The sequence below is a fragment of the Mesorhizobium sp. M6A.T.Cr.TU.014.01.1.1 genome (assembly GCF_004022765.1).
Lineage (GTDB): Bacteria > Pseudomonadota > Alphaproteobacteria > Rhizobiales > Rhizobiaceae > Mesorhizobium > Mesorhizobium mediterraneum.
The window spans coordinates 79286-95454 of sequence record NZ_RZPG01000028.1 but is presented as its reverse complement, the minus strand read 5'-3'; the positions used below and the strand labels follow the sequence as shown (position 1 = coordinate 95454).

Here is a 16169-nt window from a genome sequence, read left to right as displayed (position 1 = left end):
GTTGATGCCAGCCTCTTCTCCCCGCCGGGGAGAAGGTGGCCGCGAAGCGGCCGGATGAGGGGGACCTCGCATTGGATAGATAGCGGGACAAACGAAGCTACTGCGGCGGCACCGGGCAGCTCGTGTCGCCCTCCTGGCAGCTGAGATAGCCCTGGAAGTCCTTCAGCCGGTCGTTGGTGAGGCTCTCCTTGCAACCGGCGACCACCATCGGATACATGCTGCCGGCCATATCGGGCGGGCCGCCCTGGAAAGCGCATTCGGAATCGCGGAAGGCGACCCAGGCGCGCTGCGCGCCAACCAGCAGCTTCTTCGTCGCCGCATCGTCCTTCAGCCGCTCCTCGATCTGCCTGTAGGCGTGGTTGAGCTTCTTGTCGGCTTCGGTGAACGACTTGCCGGCGCATTCGTTCATGGTCGCCTGGTCCTGCGCGTTGGCGCAATCGTCGGCACGCGCCGCGTTGGCAAGCAGCGGAACGGCGAGGATCAAGGTGGCGAGACCGGTTTTGGCCAGACCCGTTTTGGAATGCAAAAGCCGCATCGTGTTTCTCCGATTTCGAAAGCTCCCGCTGTAACAAAGCTTAATCGTGAGACGAATACAGGCAAGACGCAGTCTGTCGCCTTGGTGGACAGTTCCTTTCAGGCCGGCTCCGACGGCTGCGAAGCAATAGTGTTGCGGGGACGGGATGCATCTCACTGCATTCTTCGTTCAGGACTATAAGTCCATATCGGAGAAAACCATGCGCGAAGCCGACAATGACGAAATCGACCTGCGCTGCCCGCAGATCGTCGCAGACAACGCCGCCATGGGCCTCAGGCTGCGCGGCATATTTGGCCGCGGCGGGACCGAGATCGGCGTGGCGCGGGCCACCCAGCTCAAGAACCGGCAAAAGCTTTCGCCCTCCACCGTCCGGCGCATGGTCAGCTACTTCGCTCGCCATAAGGTCGACAAGAACGGCCGCAATTCCGGCAATGAGCAGGATCCGTCGGCCGGCTATATTGCCTGGCTTTTATGGGGTGGCGACGAGGGCCGCGCCTGGGCGCTCGGCGTCAAGCAGAAGATCGGCAACGCGCCCGACATCTGAACGGCAAACAAAGCAGGTTCGTCTCGGGCTCTAGCCTTCCCAGTCGACTTCGAACATCCCCAGCCGCTCGTAGAGCCTGACGGCGGCGGCATTCTCAACCGTGTTGGTTTTGAGATCGACATGCGCAGCGTCCCGTGCGTGAAAGGCGGCGAAGACGTGCCACATCAGCGCTTCGGCGATGCCTCGGCCGCGCGCCTCGGGGTGGACGGCAAGGTCTTTCACGAACGCCCTCGTCCAGCATAGTGCCGCGCCCGCCAGCCGACCCTTGCTGTCGATGACCAGGAAACACAAAGCGGGGTCGAATTCCGCGTCGCTTGAAATGCGCGGCCACCATTCGTCGAACGGCCCATCGGCGCCATCGTCGAACACGGTGGTCAGCAGCGCATGCAAAGCGAGCGCGTCGGCGGCCTCGAAGCCGCGCATGACGAAGCCTTCCGGCCAGCGCGGTGGAGCAAGCGTGTCGTCGAGGATCTTGCGCAGCCTTATGTCGTTTGGCGCCGGCGGGCGCGGCTCAGGCATGGTGGTCAGGCATCGGGCTGCAGGCGACGCCGAGCGCGGTCGCGGCCAAGGCCGGTTTCTTCCAGCATGCCCTTGCGCTTGGCGTCGTAATAATAGCCGCTCTGGTAGAGCCGGTCGGCGCGGTTGGCGTTGCCGCCGGCCACCAGCCAGGCGCCGCGCAGGTATTTCACCGCATATTTCAGATTGGTCTCGGCGTCGAACAGCCCGCTCGCCGGCCCGACATAGCCCATGCCGCGCGCCGTCGCATGCTTGATCTGCATCAGCCCCCAATGGCCGCGATTGTAGGCTTTGGGATTGAAGGTGCTCTCGCGCTTGACGACGCGGCGCACCAGATCGACCGGCACCTCATAAAGGGCGGCATATTTCTCGATCAGTCGCTCGATCTCGCCGCGCGGTCCCGTCACGTACTCCTTGGCAGGGCTGGTCGAAAGCAGGGCGGACGGATCTTCAGGCACGACATAGGCGGCCTGCTGCACGCCGGGCATCGTCTTGCTTGTTTCGCCAGTGACCGGCATGGCCACAGCGGCCGTCGCATGGACAGGTGCTGCGCTGGCGGGCGCGGCATCGGCCGCCATGGCTGCAGGTGCAGTTGCGGCCAGCGGGGTCGGGCCTGCAAAGGCAACCGGCTGGGCAGGCGTCGCGGCGGGGTCCAGCGCCGCCGTCTGGACAGGCGCGACGCCGGATGATTCCGGCAGCACCGAAACCGTGTCGGGCAGCACCAGCGTAAAGCCGGCGTCAGCGCCCGCGGCGGCAGTTTCAGTCAGGGAAGGCACCGGCTTCGTCTGCGAGGTCGAGGTGCAGCCGCTGAGGCCGGCCGCAGCGAGCATCACGCCGATCGCGGGAAAGATGATTTTTGCTGGCAAGCCGCGCTCGGGTCCGGTTCTCTGTTAAGAAAATCCTTACACCAGCGCCTTTGCCCCGGCAATCCGCAGCCTGTTGTGGACTTCGGATGGTTTTCGGGTGGCAACAGCAACCTGAAAATGCGATATCTCGTTCTCGATATGTACTGGATTGCCGTCCGTTTCTTCGGAAAGGAGCACATCATGGAAAGCACCTCTCAAGCCACCGCCGGCCACGCGGTCTTCGACACCGTGATGGGCTTCATGGGCATCGCCTGGAGCGAAGCCGGACTGACAAGGCTCTGCCTGCCCCAGCGCAACCGCGACGCGGTGGAATGCCGGCTCTTGCATCATGCCGGCAGCGCCGCTTCAAGCGCCCAACCGCAATGGGTTGCCGAGCTGATCGCATCGATAAAGGCCTATGCAGCCGGCGAAGACGTCGATTTCTCCGGTGTGCCGGTCGATCTCACCGGCGTCGACGATTTCCGCCTCGCCATCTACGACGCGGCGCGCAAGCTCGCCTTTGGCGAGACCACCACCTATGGCGAGCTGGCCAAGCGCGCCGGCCATGCCGGGCTGGCGCGTGAGACGGGCGCAGCACTCGGCGCCAACCCGGTGCCGCTGGTCATCCCTTGCCACCGCATTCTTGCCGCCGGCGGCAAGATCGGCGGTTTTTCCGCGCCGGGCGGCTCGACCACCAAGGAAAAGATGCTGGCGATGGAAGGCGTGCGTGTCGGCCCGCCGCCGCCGGCGCAGGTCTCATTCGGCTTCTAGGGTGTTAGTTCGGAAAGATGCGCCGGCGGAAACGCCGGTCTGTGTCCACCCGCTTGCACTTGTAGACGATGCAGGACCTCGTATCGGCGCTCGGTACCGACGCCCGTGCCCTGACCTCACCCATGTTGCAGAAACGCTGACTCCGCACATAGCGGTCGTATAGCGGCAGCCCCGGCGTCCGCGTCGACTGGTAACGCAGGATGACGGCACCTTCCCGCGCAATCGTCGCCTGCACCCCGTCGCAGCTCATGCGGCTCGGGTCATAGCGCGAGATCGCCTGCGCCTCGGCGGCCACCAGCATCAGGCAGGCGGCAAGCAGAACAGTTTTCATGGTCCTCTCCCAAAACAGGACCGGACGCTCGAAGGCGGCACGATCCTTCCCCGCAGCGTGCGCGATAAGCGATACGATCCTCCGCAACGCGCGACGTTACAAGGCTTTCACGCGATTGGGGCGGCCGTTGGGCAGCGCCGCGTCAGCGCCTTTTTTTGCGAAGTCTTGTTTTTTGCGGAGAAGCGGACTATATGAGGTCCATTGATATTTCGGCCGATCGATCCGGGCCTCGCGATATTCGCGTTTGCTGACGTCTATCTCCAAAATCTCGATACAAACCGGCTGGACTTCGGTTCGGTCAAGCTAAAGCAAACGTATAAGGACTATCGAAATGGCAACAGGTACGGTCAAGTGGTTTAACTCCACCAAGGGTTTCGGCTTCATCCAGCCTGACAGCGGCGGCGCGGACGTTTTCGTGCACATCTCCGCAGTCGAGCGCGCTGGGCTGTCGACCCTGGTCGAAGGCCAGAAGATCAACTTCGAGATCGAGCAGGACCGCCGCACTGGCAAGTCGTCCGCTGGGTCTCTGAGCAAGGCAGCCTGATTTTGCGAATGGCGCGCGCCGGGCAACAGCTCGGGGCGCGCGGCAAGTCACGGATGTACTGACGGTCGCGCGAGAAGCGCACCGGAGCGGAAAGACCCCGACAAGCCGAAGCAGCAGATTGCTGCCGGCCCGGACCGAACGCTCCCGATCAGGCTACCAAGCATGGGAAGGCGGGATTTTGTCCCGCCTTTTTGCTGTCTGGATTTTAGTTTGTTTGCTTGCGTTCCAGTCGTCGACAATTGGCGAAACCGGCGATGCGGCATCCTTCTCCCCGTCACTATACGGGGAGAAGGACGCTTTTCGCCAATCGCCAATCTTGCTCAGGAAAATCGGCGAGCAGCATCTCGATGGATAACTATCCCAGCCATTCCATCGGCACATGCCCCGGATCGGCCTCGACCCGTTTCAGCCAGGCGGCCACCGCCGGATAGGCGTCGAGCTGAAAACCGCCCATCTCGGCCGTATGCGTATAGGCGTAGAGCGCGATATCGGCGACGCTCAATGTATCACCAGCAAAGAACGCACTGCCCGCCAGATGCTTGTTCATCACGCCGAGCGCCTTGTTGCCGCGCTCCAGCGTCACCGCCAGCCGCTCCGGAGTCGCGTCCTTGGCCCGTTCGGGAAAGGTCAGCAGCGCCTTGCGCACTGCGATATAGGGCTCGTGGCTGTACTGCTCGAAGAACAGCCACTGATAGGCCAGTGCGCGCTCGTATTTGTCGGCGGGCAGGAACCGCGTGTCTTCGGCGAGATAGAGCAGGATGGCGTTGGATTCGGCAAGCCGCCTGCCGTCGTCGAGCTCGAGCAGCGGCACCATGGCGTTCGGGTTCTTGGCGACGTAGTCGGGCTTGCGCGTGTCGCCGGTATGCGAGCTGACCTCGACATTGGTGAAGGCCATGCCGAGCTTGGCCATCAGAAGGCGCGGTTTGTAGCAATTGCCGCTGTCGATCATTCCATAAAGTATGGTCATCTTTGCTCCCATCGCTCGTGCAACGACAGCCCAGGCTCTATCCCGGTGTCAACGACTTGATCCAGTGATTTGTTTTGGCGCAACCATCAGCGCCGCTGATAGATCACCCAAACAACGGCACGACGTTGTTGTCCATGCCAAGCAGCCGGTCGATGGGCAGCGGCTCCTCGTCGAAGACCGTGCCGGCCAACGCTGGCCGCGCCAGATGGTAACCCTGCAAAAGGTCGACGCCGCCGTCCAGCGCGACGCGCAAACGAGTGGCATTCTCGATTCCTTCGACCAGCACCTTGGTGCCACGGTCGTGCAGCGCGGAGACCAGCGGTCGGAAAAATCGTTCGGCGGCGGCATGGCGACAGAATTCCGCAAACCAGGTGCCGTCGATCTTGACGATGTCAGGCTGGACAAGGGCGACCCGTTCTTCCGTCGAATGCCCGGTGCCGAAATCGTCGATGGCGATGCGAATGCCGTCGCGCCGCATCTCGCGCACCAGGCTGACGAGCACCTTGTCGTCGGCCGCCTGCTCGGTGATTTCGCAGACCAGCATGCCGGGGTGCAGGTCGAACTCGGCGAGATGCCTGGTCATCAGCCTGATCTCAGCCAGCGCCCGCCCGGGGTCATCGTTGATCAGCGGATTGTAGTTGAAGAACAGGTCGATCCCGTCGACGCCGATGTTGCGGAAGTTCCGGAGATGCAGCACCCGGCACATCGTCTCGACGAACAGGCGATCCGGCAGGGGCACGCCCTCGAAAAACACGGGTGGTGCGACCGACCTGCCGGCGCGGTGCGGCTCAATCAGGCCTTCGACCGCTACGGCCGTCAAAAACCTGCCGCGTGGCGCAAAAATCGGCTGGTAGGCGCTCCTCAGCCGGAACGCGCCATAGACGCCATATTCGATCCCGACTTCGTCGGCGAAGATCGCCTCGCCGACATTGCGCCGCCTGTCGTGCCGTCCGGTCATGGCGCCACCTTGCGGCCGAAAGCCCGTTTCGGCCGCAGCGAGGACGATACAATCGCAGGCGCATCGCCGGCATTGGACACTGCCGCGGGCATCTGCCTGTCCTTGCCGAAAACGTGAAAGCTGGTCGGCGCAAGCTCCGGGCGCGCCAGCGCGAATCCCTGCACCATCGAGGCTCCCGATTTCTCGGCCAATTCAAGCTGCCAGCCCTCCTCGATGCCCTCGAACACCGTGCGGATGCCTTGCTCTTCGAAACTTGCCACCATGGCGGTCAGCAGCGCGAAGCCGGCGCCGGACTCCATCAGTTGCATGATCCAGCGTGCGTCGAACTTGACGATATCAGGCCTGAGCTCCTTGATGCGGTTGATGTCGGACTCATCGGCACCATAGTCGTCGACGGCGATGCGAAACCCATTGGCCCTGAGCGCCTCGACGAAATTGTAGAGGGTTTCCTGCGACGCCGATTTCTGCTCGGTCACCTCGCAGACGACGCGGTTCGCATCGATATCAGCCTCATGCAGCACCAGCCGCATGTCGCGCAGCGCCTTGTCGGCGATGCTGCGATCGGTGAACACGGACGGGTCGAAATTGATGAAGATGGACGCCTCTGGCGGCAGGCTGGCACCGGCGTTCAGAAGGTGCAGCGTCCTTGTCAGCGCCTCGATATGCAGGCGGTCGACCGTCGGACAGGTGTTGAAAAAACTCATCGGCGACTGTGGCTCGCCGTCGCGGAATGGCCGGATCAGCCCCTCGAATGCGGTGACCGACAATTTGCCGTTGCTGAAGGCGAAGATCGGCTGGAAAGCGCTCTGCAGCGTATAGATGCTCCAGACACCGCTGGCGGTGCCGTCATCATGACGGATGATGTGGGCATGCCCGATGCTGCGCGACACGGTTCCTCGCTTTGCGAGACTGGCGGAATGGGTCGTGATCCAGCCACTCGGGGTTTTACCGCCGGTAAGTGAATTTATTGTTGCCGGATTCGCCGGGGATTTGAGATCTGGCTCATCCGACAGTGCTTGCGCTTGGCGGAATGATGCGACATGAGATGCGCCGCGGTGGATGGACCGCCTGCATCCCAAAGGAGACAATATCGTCATGGCCTTTCTTGCCGACGTCCTTTCCCGCGTTAAGCCTTCCGCGACCATCGCAGTGACGCAGAAAGCGCGCGAGCTGAAAAACGCCGGCCGTGACGTGATCGGGTTGGGTGCCGGCGAACCTGACTTCGACACGCCGGACAACATCAAGAACGCTGCGATCGAGGCCATCCGCCGCGGCGAAACGAAATATCCGCCGGTTTCCGGTATCGTGCCGCTGCGCGAGGCGATCGCGAAAAAATTCAAGCGCGAGAACAATCTCGACTACCGGCCGGAGCAGACCATTGTCGGCACCGGCGGCAAGCAGATCCTGTTCAACGCCTTCATGGCGACGCTGAATCCCGGCGACGAGGTCATCATCCCGAGGCCGTATTGGGTCAGCTATCCCGAGATGGTGGCGATCTGCGGCGGCACCTCGGCTTTTGCCGACACCTCCATCGACAACGGCTTCAAGCTGACGGCGGCGGCGCTGGAAAAGGCGATCACACCGCGCACCAAATGGCTGTTGATGAACTCGCCGTCGAACCCTTCGGGCGCCGCCTATACCGAGGCTGAATTGCGCGATCTGGCCGACGTGCTGTTGAAGCATCCGCATGTCTGGGTGCTGACCGACGACATGTACGAGCACCTGATCTACGGCGACTTTGTCTTCAAGACCATCGCCGAGGTCGAGCCGAAGCTTTATGAGCGCACGCTGACCATGAACGGCGTGTCGAAGGCCTATGCCATGACCGGCTGGCGCATCGGCTATGCGGCCGGGCCGGTGGCGCTGATCAAGGCGATGGACATGATCCAGGGCCAGCAGACGTCCGGCGCCTGCACCATCGCGCAGTGGGCGTCGGTCGAGGCGCTGAACGGTCCGCAGGATTTCATTGCGAAAAACAAGGCGATCTTCCAGGCGCGGCGCGATCTCGTCGTGTCGATGCTCAACCAGGCGCGCGGCATCACATGCCCATCGCCCGAAGGCGCCTTCTATGTCTATCCGTCCTGCGCCAAGCTGATCGGCAAGAAGACCAAAGCCGGCAAGGTGATCGACAGCGACGAAGCCTTCTCCTCGGAGCTGCTCGAGGCCGAGGGCGTGGCGGTCGTGTTCGGCTCGGCTTTTGGCCTCGGCCCGAACTTCCGCATCTCCTACGCCACATCCGAGGCATTGCTCGAAGAGGCCTGCACGCGCATCCAGCGCTTCACCGCCTCGCTGACCTGATCAGGCGTCCGAACACCAAAACCCGGCCGCGAGCCGGGTTTTGGTGGCACCAGCCTCATCCCTGCCGACTGGTTTCGCGCGCCGAACGCGCCTCGGCCGGCGCCAGAACCGTGACCAGAAGCCCGGCCGTGACGAACGAGACGATGGCCGCCGTCAGCATCGCCGCATGGAAGCCGCCGGCATAGGCGGCTGCGAACAGAGCGCGCAGGCCGTCCTCGCCCATCGCCGCATCGGCTGCGAAATCGTGTCTTGAAACGGCGGCGCGGGCCACCGCTCCAGCATTGGCGACCCCAGCATTTTCAAGATGCGCCGTCAGCAGGGTTGTTGCCCGCATGCTCATCAGGGCGCCGAGCAGCGCGATGCCGATGGCGGTACCGCCCTGGCGGGTTGCGTTGATCACCGCCGACACCATGCCCGACCGCTCGCGCGGCGCAAACGACATCGCGGCGGCGCTGCCGGTCGGGATCGACAGCGCGTTGCCGAGGCCGCCGACGGCAAACAGCAGGCCGATCGTCACATAGGGGCTTGAGGCTCCAACCCAGCACATGCCCAGCATGGAAAACCCGCTCGAAAGATAGCCGGCGGCCATCAGCGCCGAATGTCCGTAGCGCTGACTGAGCCTGCCGATCGCCGGCGACACGACCATCTGGACAAGGAACAGCGGCGCCATGCGCAAGCCGGTCTGTGTCGGCGACCAGCCCTGTGCCTGCTGCAGGAACATCGAATAAAGGAAGACGCCGGTGTAGGAGGTGAGGCCGAGCGCGAACGATGCGACATTGGCGACGGCAAAGCGAATGTCGCGGAACAGGCCAAGCGGCAGCATCGGCCGCGGCGTGCGCGCCTCGAAGGCAAGGAAGACTGCAAAGCCGGCCAGGCCGGCAACAACGGCCATGACCGTCCGCGGATCGCCCCAACCGTTTTCACCTGCCGATATCAGGCCAAAGGTCAGCGCGCCCAGCCACAGAATGCTGAGCGCCAGGCCGACAAGGTCGAGATGAGCATGCTCGGGATGGGAAGTCTCTACGATCGAAGCTGCACCCAGCACGATCCTGGCCAGGCCGAGCGGCAGGTTGATCAGGAAAATGCTCTGCCATCCGGCGGCTTCGACCAGGATGCCGCCGACGACGGGGCCGGCGAGCAGCGAGATGGCGGCAAACGACGCCCAGCCGCCAATGACGCCGGCGCGCTCGCGGGCATCGGGAAACGCCTGCGTCAGGATCGACAGCGCGCCCGGAATGATCAGCGATCCGGCGATCCCCTGCACCACCCGGCCTGCCAGCAGCACCGGCAGGTTGGGCGCGATTGCACAGATGGCAGAACCAGCCACGAAGATACCGATGCCTGCCAGCCAGGAGCGCTTGCGCCCGTAGCGGTCACCGATCAGGCCTGCCGACAGCATGAAGGCAGACAGGCAAAGCGTGTAGGCGTCGATCACCCATTGCAGCCCGGCGAAGTCGATGCCGAGCGCAATCTGGATCGTTGGCAGGGCGACATTGACGATGCTGATGTCGAGCAGCGCGACGAATGTGCCGAGATAGACGGCGGCAACAAGAGGCAAGCGACGATTCGACATGACGACTCCAAACCTGAGTGTTGAAATCACCTATAATGATCAGACGCGACGCGCTTTTAGGACCGATCAAAAGCGCCCGGCTCAGCCGCCATACTGCTCGTCCGTCACCTTCTCCAGCCAGTCGGCATGGACGCCGTCGAGCGCCTCCTGCATGGCGATATGCTCCATCGCCGATTTCGGGGCAGCGCCGTGCCAATGCTTTTCATCAGGCGCAAACGAGATAACGTCGCCGGCCCGGATCTCCTGTATCGGCCCGCCCCAGCTTTGTGCGAGGCCGGCGCCAAATACGACGTACAGCGTCTGCCCAAGCGGATGCGTGTGCCAGTAGGTACGCGCGCCGGGCTCGAAACTGACCATGATGGCGCGCAGACGCGCCGGGGCTTCCTTCTCGATGATCGGCGTCTGCAACACACGGCCGGTGAAGTACTTTTCCGGCGCAATGACGGTCGGCACGCTGCCGCAGGCAATGATCTTCATCGTCGCGAATCCTCAAGCTGATGGCGGACCGGTCGGCGACGGCCGTTCCTTTTTTGTCGCAAGAAACGGGCACTTTCGTCCGATAACCATCATGGCGCAACCGCTTTTGCGGCTGTTCGGCGACGGCTCGGTCGCGGGATTTGATGGGGAACCTAGGCTCGCACCCGTCGGCACGCTCAGCATCCGCGACGTCAGGCAGCCCTCAAATCCCTTGCCCTCCCGGCTAACCCGTGGGACGATGCTTTTGGGCAGGTGGCGAACTGAAAAAAGCCCCGCCCGCGACGGTCGACAGGCCGGCCGCCGCTCCCAGGGAAACGCCTGAGTGGAGGTCAGTCATGGGAACTCGCGCCGGAGGACGACGCACGGGACCGAAATGCATTGCCATAGTCGGTCCCTTTGCAAGCGGTAAGACGACACTTCTCGAAGCCATATTGGCCCGCACGGGCGCCATTCCCCGCCAGAATCCCGTTTCCTCGGGAAACACCGTTTCCGACCATTCGCCCGAGGCACGCGCCCACGCCATGAGCGTCGAGGCAACCTTTGCCACCACCGAATTCATGGGCGAGCAACTCACTTTCGTCGATTGTCCCGGCTCCATCGAATTCTCCTTCGAGGCAGAGCCGGTGCTTGCCGCCTGCGACATCGCGGTGGTCGTCGCCGAGGCCGACGAGAAGAAGATTCCTGCCCTGCAGCTGATCATGCGCAAGCTCGACGATCTCGGCGTGCCGCGCATCATGTTCCTCAACAAGGTCGATAAGGCGATATCAGGCGTGCGCGACACGCTGAAGATGCTGCAGCCGGCAAGCTCGGTGCCGTTGCTGCTTCGCCAGGTTCCGCTGCGCAAGAACGGCGTCGTCATCGGCTCGATCGATCTCGCTCTGGAGCGCGCCTACATCTATCGCGAATATGCCGAAAGCGAGGTCGCCGAGATTCCGGGCGACGACAAGGCGCGCGAGTTGGAGGCTCGCTTTTCCATGCTGGAGACGCTCGCCGATCATGATGACCAGTTGATGGAGCAGCTCCTCGAAGAGATTGAGCCGCCGAAGGACGCGATCTTCGACGATCTCGCCGCCGACCTGCGTGACGGCGCGGTCACCCCCGTGCTGATCGGCACTGCCGAGAAGGGCAACGGCGTACTGCGCCTGTTGAAGACGATCCGCCACGATGCGCCCGACATCGAGGCGACCCGCAAGCGCTTTGGCGCACCAGACGGAAATGCGACCGTGGTCCAGGTGATGAAAACCATTCACACCGCGCATGGCGGCAAGCTGTCGGTCTCGCGCATCCTTTCCGGCCAGCTTGCCGACGCCTCCGAACTCTTCCTTTCGAATGGCGCCACGGCAAAAGTCTCCGGCATCTACAGAATGCTCGGCAAGGATCAGTCCAAGCTCACCTCGGCCAAGGCCGGCGACACGGTCGCGCTCGGCAAGCTGGACGACGTCACGACCGGCCAGACGCTGAGCTCGGCCAAAGGCGGCATCAAGCCGCTGGTGACGCTGGCGCCGCCGCAACCGGTCTTTGCCTTCGCGCTGCGCCCGAAGGAACGCAAGGACGAGGTGAAGATGTCGGCGGCCATCCAGCGCCTTGCCGAGGAAGACCCCTCACTCAGCCTGCGCCACAATCAGGATTCGGCCGAAACCGTGCTGTCGGGCCATGGCGAGATGCATCTGCGCGTCGTGCGCGAGCGGCTGGAAGGCAAGAACCAGATCCCGATCGAAGGCCATCCGCCGGCCGTGCCTTATCGCGAGACGATCCGCAAAACGGCGCAGCAGCGTGGCCGCCACAAGAAGCAGTCGGGCGGCCATGGCCAGTTCGGCGACGTCGTGATCGAGATCAAGCCGCTGCCGCGCGGCTCCGGCTTCCAGTTCACCGACACCATCACCGGCGGCGCCGTGCCGAAAACCTATATCCAGTCCGTCGAGACCGGCGTGCGTGATTATCTGAAATCCGGCCCGCTCGGCTTTCCGGTGGTCGATGTCGCCGTCAATCTGTCCGACGGCTCCTATCACGCCGTCGATTCATCAGACATGGCCTTCCAGATGGCGGCGAAGCTGGCAATGAAGGAAGGCATGGCGGCCTGCTCGCCAGTGCTGCTCGAACCGGTCATGAAGGTCGAGATCGTCACGCCGTCCGACGCGACGTCGAGGATTATCGCCCTGATCCCGCAACGGCGCGGCCAGATTCTCGGCTACGATGCGCGGCCTGGCTGGCCGGGATGGGATGTGGTCGAGGCGACCATGCCGCAGGCCGAGATCGGCGACCTGATCATCGAGCTGCGTTCGGCCACCGCAGGCGTGGCCAGCTATCGTGCCGCCTTCGACCATATGGCCGAACTCACCGGTCGCCTGGCCGACGAGGCGTTGAACGCCAATGGCAAGGCCGCCTGATACTGGAGTATCGCAGGCTGCTGAACACAAGGAAACGGCGTCCGGAATGATCCGGACGCCGCTCTCTTGCGGACCGTCTTCGTGGGAGGCGAAACGGCAGGTCCGCCGCACATGCCGCCAGCGCCTGACGGCCTCAGCGGAAGAATGGTTCGGACGCGGTAGCCGCCTGAGCCCGGATCGTCCGAGTGATGCCCCCATCTCCCGCACGAACCACACCGCGTCCTATGATCTGCTTAGTCGATGCTGGGCGCCTGTGACAGGTTACCTGAGGTTACATGTCACTGTTACGTGACAATTTCGGTCGGCTTTCCCTCAGCGCCAGCAGGTTTCGGGCAACAAAAAAGCCGGATCAATGAAGATCCGGCTGAGTTTGATTGGAAGTGCCTGTTAGGGCTAACCTCCAGAGGGGAACACTCGAGGGCGCTAATGGGAGGAGAACGCGCCCAGGAGATGATCTATATATGTGCTCATCATGCCCAAGAAACAAGCATCTATTTTGCAACACACGCATGCAAAATGACACAGGCTGTGGTCTAATCCATTCCTTGCCCTCGTAGGACCAGCAAAATCGTCGAAATGCGATGCACAGCCAGGAAAAAATCAACGCGATATAGCGAATCAGAGCCGATTTCCGCTCCAAATGCAGAAGACAACGAATGACGTCGAATCAGGCAGCATGCGTTTATTTTTGCAGCAGCCGCGTATCGGCCCGAAATTGGAATCGATTTTTCGCTGCGCTGACCTTCGGTTCGAAACGCACGACGCGTAGACTCCAAGCGCTAGAGTGTACTTTATGCGTCCAAGTGGAAGCACTCCACTCTAGAAGGAAGCTCAATGAGGACACATCAGGCGATCGCCGGCAGCGCGTTATTCTTCATTGCAGCGCCCGGCGTGGTCGCGGGATTGCTGCCCTGGCTGTTGACCGATCGCTATCGTCTGCCATGGTCTACCCTGCCCGGCTTGGTGCCGGTCGGCTGGGTCCTGATTGTCGTCGCAGCGGCCTTGCTGCTTCATGCCTTCGCCCGTTTTGCCTTCGAAGGCCTGGGCACGCCCGCCCCGGTCGCGCCGACCGAGCAACTGGTTATCGGCGGCATCTACCGCCATGTCCGCAACCCGATCTATCTGGCGGTGCTGTCGATCATCCTTGGCCAGGCACTGCTGTTTTCGAGTTGGACTCTCATCGCCTATGCCGCTATCGCCGCCATCGCCATGGTCTCGTTCGTGAAGCTCTACGAGGAACCGACGCTTGCCCGCCGCTATGGCGCCGACTACGAGGCCTACCGCCATGCCGTTCCAGGCTGGCTGCCCCGCCTGACGCCATGGCGCGGCCAGTAAGAGATGATCGTCCGCGGTGCAAGGCAGGAAGCGACGTGCAGAAGGGTTAGAACGACCAGCTGCGCGCCTTGGCGATAATGAAATCGCGGAAGACGTGGAGTTTCGCCTGGTTCTTCATCGCATCGGGATAGGCGAAATAGGTGTCGAAGGACGGCACTTCGGTCTCCGGCAGCAACTGCACCAACCCTGAGTCCTTGCTGACCACATAGTCGGGCAGCATGGCGATGCCGGCGCCGCCCTGTACCGCGCGCTTGATCGACAATATGTCGTTGATCTGCAGCGTCGGCACCCTTTGCCCGCCTTCGAAATCGCCAACCGTTTCCAGCCAGTTCAATTCCGACAGATGCGCCGGCACCGGCACGCCGAAGGTGACGATGCGATGGGCCTTCAACTCGGCGATCGACGCCGGCTTGCCATACTTGTTGACGTAGGAGGGCGCCGCGTAGAGATGGAAATGCACGGTGAACAGGCGGCGCTGGATGAGATCAGGCTGCTGCGGCTGGCGCAGCCGGATCGCGCAGTCCGCCCGGCGCATGGTGAGGTCGAGTTCCTCGTTTGCCAGGATCAACTGCAGGCTGATCTCGGGATAGAGCTCGATGAATTCCTGCACGCGCTCGGTCAGCCAGCCGGCACCGAGCCCCACCGTGGTCGTCACCCTGAGCACTCCGGAGGGCCGGTCCTTGGCCTCGGTCAGCCGCGACTTGATCGTCTCCAGCTTCATCAGCACGTCATGAGCCGTGCGGAACAGCATTTCACCCTGCTCGGTCAGCACCAAGCCGCGGGCATGACGATTGAACAGCGGCACGCCGACATCATGTTCGAGCGCGCTGACCTGCCGTGAAATCGCCGATTGCGACAGATGCAGTGTCTCGGCGGCATGGGTAAATGACCCAGCTTCCGCGGCAGCGTGAAACACGCGTAGCTTGTCCCAGTCCAACGCCATGATGCCCCTCGTTCTGTTTTTTGGCGTCTGAATGAAAAATCAGGCTTTTGCGCGGCTTTTCTCGGCCGCTTCCTTACTCCGCTGCTTCGCGGTGAACTTCGATCCCGGCAAGGTACTTTTCCGCCTCGAGCGCCGCCATGCAGCCGAGCCCCGCCGCCGTCACCGCCTGGCGGTAGATGTCGTCGGTCACGTCGCCGGCGGCAAACACGCCCGGCACGTCGGTGCAGGTCGAATCCGGCGCCGTCCACAGATAGCCGTTCGGCTTCTGCTTCAGCTTGCCGGCGAACAGCTCGACCGCCGGCGCATGGCCGATCGCCACGAACACGCCGTCGACCGTCAGATGCATCTCCTGGCCGGTCACCACATTGCGCAGCTTCAGCCCTTCCACCGACGGCGGCAGCGGCATCTTGCCGGACTGGCCGGTGATCTCGTCGACGACGGTGTCCCAGATGACGCGGACATTGTCCTTCTTGAACAGCCGCTCACTCAGGATGCGCTCGGAGCGGAAGTCGCTGCGCCGATGGATGACCGTCACGCTCTTTGCCAGGTTGGACAGATAGAGCGCCTCCTCCACCGCCGAATTGCCGCCGCCGATCACCGCGACATCCTTGCCGCGATAGAAGAAGCCGTCGCAGGTGGCGCAGGCCGACACACCAAAGCCCATGAAGGTCTGTTCGCTCGGGATGCCCAGCCATTTCGCCTGCGCGCCGGTGGCGATGATCAGGGCGTCGGCGGTATAGGTGGTGCCGGAATCGCCCTTGGCGCGGAACGGCCGCACATTGAGGTCGACCTCGGTGATGATGTCGTTGATGACGTCGGTGCCGACATGCTCGGCCTGTTTCAACATTTGTTCCATCAGCCACGGACCCTGGATCGGATCGGCGAATCCCGGATAGTTTTCGACATCGGTGGTGATCATCAACTGACCGCCCTGCTGCAGACCGGCGACCAGCATCGGCTTCAGCATGGCACGGGCGGCGTAGATTGCCGCCGTATAGCCGGCGGGGCCGGAGCCGATGATGAGAACGGGTGCATGCTTGGTGGTCATAGCAGGGCTTTCACAACAACCGGACGCGAATGAAGCGTCCGGCAAAGGGATCGATACCGGCCCTAATCTAGGTGTTGCAGGCGACGCCAGCAAGACG

17 protein-coding genes are annotated in these 16169 nt (G+C 62.8%); 6 read left to right on the top strand and 11 right to left on the bottom strand.

Going from position 1 to position 16169, the window contains the following annotated elements; genetic code table 11:
• Positions 1-97: 97 nt before the first annotated feature.
• Positions 98-535, bottom strand: coding sequence for a lysozyme inhibitor LprI family protein (locus EN885_RS26615; protein WP_127294774.1), 438 nt, complete (start codon positions 533-535; stop codon positions 98-100).
• 199 nt (positions 536-734) lie between these two features.
• Between EN885_RS26615 and EN885_RS26610 the strand changes: the two genes are divergently transcribed.
• Positions 735-1079 (top strand): hypothetical protein, encoded by a 345-nt coding sequence (locus EN885_RS26610; protein ID WP_095489224.1) that lies wholly within the window; start codon positions 735-737, stop codon positions 1077-1079.
• 30 nt (positions 1080-1109) lie between these two features.
• Here the strand turns inward: EN885_RS26610 and EN885_RS26605 are convergent, their stop codons facing one another.
• Positions 1110-1598, bottom strand: a complete 489-nt coding sequence (locus EN885_RS26605) for a GNAT family N-acetyltransferase (RefSeq protein ID WP_127294772.1) — start codon at positions 1596-1598, stop codon at positions 1110-1112.
• A gap of 5 nt (positions 1599-1603) precedes the next feature.
• Positions 1604-2461, bottom strand: coding sequence for a lytic transglycosylase domain-containing protein (locus EN885_RS26600; RefSeq protein WP_128243275.1), 858 nt, complete (start codon positions 2459-2461; stop codon positions 1604-1606).
• Positions 2462-2641: 180 nt separating this feature from the next.
• Between EN885_RS26600 and EN885_RS26595 the strand changes: the two genes are divergently transcribed.
• Complete coding sequence (locus tag EN885_RS26595) at positions 2642-3211, top strand: methylated-DNA--[protein]-cysteine S-methyltransferase (RefSeq protein ID WP_128243274.1); 570 nt, start codon at positions 2642-2644, stop codon at positions 3209-3211.
• 4 nt (positions 3212-3215) lie between these two features.
• Here the strand turns inward: EN885_RS26595 and EN885_RS26590 are convergent, their stop codons facing one another.
• Positions 3216-3542, bottom strand: a complete 327-nt coding sequence (locus EN885_RS26590) for a hypothetical protein (protein ID WP_128243273.1) — start codon at positions 3540-3542, stop codon at positions 3216-3218.
• A gap of 331 nt (positions 3543-3873) precedes the next feature.
• Between EN885_RS26590 and EN885_RS26585 the strand changes: the two genes are divergently transcribed.
• Positions 3874-4086 (top strand): cold-shock protein, encoded by a 213-nt coding sequence (locus EN885_RS26585; RefSeq protein WP_023678332.1) that lies wholly within the window; start codon positions 3874-3876, stop codon positions 4084-4086.
• 355 nt (positions 4087-4441) lie between these two features.
• Here the strand turns inward: EN885_RS26585 and EN885_RS26580 are convergent, their stop codons facing one another.
• From EN885_RS26580 to EN885_RS26570, 3 genes are all read right to left on the bottom strand, one after another.
• Positions 4442-5053 (bottom strand): glutathione S-transferase family protein, encoded by a 612-nt coding sequence (locus EN885_RS26580; RefSeq protein WP_128243272.1) that lies wholly within the window; start codon positions 5051-5053, stop codon positions 4442-4444.
• 103 nt (positions 5054-5156) lie between these two features.
• On the bottom strand, positions 5157-6011 hold the full coding sequence (locus tag EN885_RS26575; protein WP_128243271.1) for an EAL domain-containing protein: 855 nt from the start codon (positions 6009-6011) through the stop codon (positions 5157-5159).
• Positions 6008-6901: an EAL domain-containing protein gene (locus EN885_RS26570; protein WP_128243270.1), complete on the bottom strand. Its 894-nt coding sequence runs from the start codon at positions 6899-6901 to the stop codon at positions 6008-6010. Before EN885_RS26570 ends, EN885_RS26575 begins: the two co-directional genes overlap by 4 nt.
• Positions 6902-7106: 205 nt before the next feature.
• On the opposite strand from EN885_RS26570, the gene EN885_RS26565 reads away from it, so the two are divergent.
• A complete protein-coding gene (locus tag EN885_RS26565; RefSeq protein WP_128243269.1) occupies positions 7107-8309 on the top strand; it encodes a pyridoxal phosphate-dependent aminotransferase in 1203 nt (400 codons plus the stop codon).
• Positions 8310-8364: 55 nt separating this feature from the next.
• Here the strand turns inward: EN885_RS26565 and EN885_RS26560 are convergent, their stop codons facing one another.
• Positions 8365-9882 carry an MFS transporter gene (locus EN885_RS26560; protein ID WP_128243268.1) on the bottom strand — a complete coding sequence of 506 codons (1518 nt, stop codon included), beginning with the start codon at positions 9880-9882 and terminating at the stop codon, positions 8365-8367.
• Between the two features lie 81 nt (positions 9883-9963).
• On the bottom strand, positions 9964-10359 hold the full coding sequence (locus tag EN885_RS26555) for a cupin domain-containing protein (RefSeq protein ID WP_128243267.1): 396 nt from the start codon (positions 10357-10359) through the stop codon (positions 9964-9966).
• Positions 10360-10694: 335 nt separating this feature from the next.
• On the opposite strand from EN885_RS26555, the gene EN885_RS26550 reads away from it, so the two are divergent.
• Positions 10695-12746 (top strand): elongation factor G, encoded by a 2052-nt coding sequence (locus EN885_RS26550; protein ID WP_128243266.1) that lies wholly within the window; start codon positions 10695-10697, stop codon positions 12744-12746.
• An 834-nt stretch (positions 12747-13580) separates the two neighbouring features.
• On the top strand, positions 13581-14081 hold the full coding sequence (locus EN885_RS26545) for an isoprenylcysteine carboxylmethyltransferase family protein (RefSeq protein WP_128243265.1): 501 nt from the start codon (positions 13581-13583) through the stop codon (positions 14079-14081).
• A 46-nt stretch (positions 14082-14127) separates the two neighbouring features.
• Here the strand turns inward: EN885_RS26545 and EN885_RS26540 are convergent, their stop codons facing one another.
• Together EN885_RS26540 and trxB are read right to left on the bottom strand one after the other, a co-directional pair.
• Positions 14128-15024 carry a LysR family transcriptional regulator gene (locus tag EN885_RS26540; protein WP_126105318.1) on the bottom strand — a complete coding sequence of 299 codons (897 nt, stop codon included), beginning with the start codon at positions 15022-15024 and terminating at the stop codon, positions 14128-14130.
• Between the two features lie 73 nt (positions 15025-15097).
• Positions 15098-16072: a thioredoxin-disulfide reductase gene (gene trxB, locus EN885_RS26535; RefSeq protein WP_128243264.1), complete on the bottom strand. Its 975-nt coding sequence runs from the start codon at positions 16070-16072 to the stop codon at positions 15098-15100.
• Positions 16073-16169 lie beyond the last annotated feature (97 nt).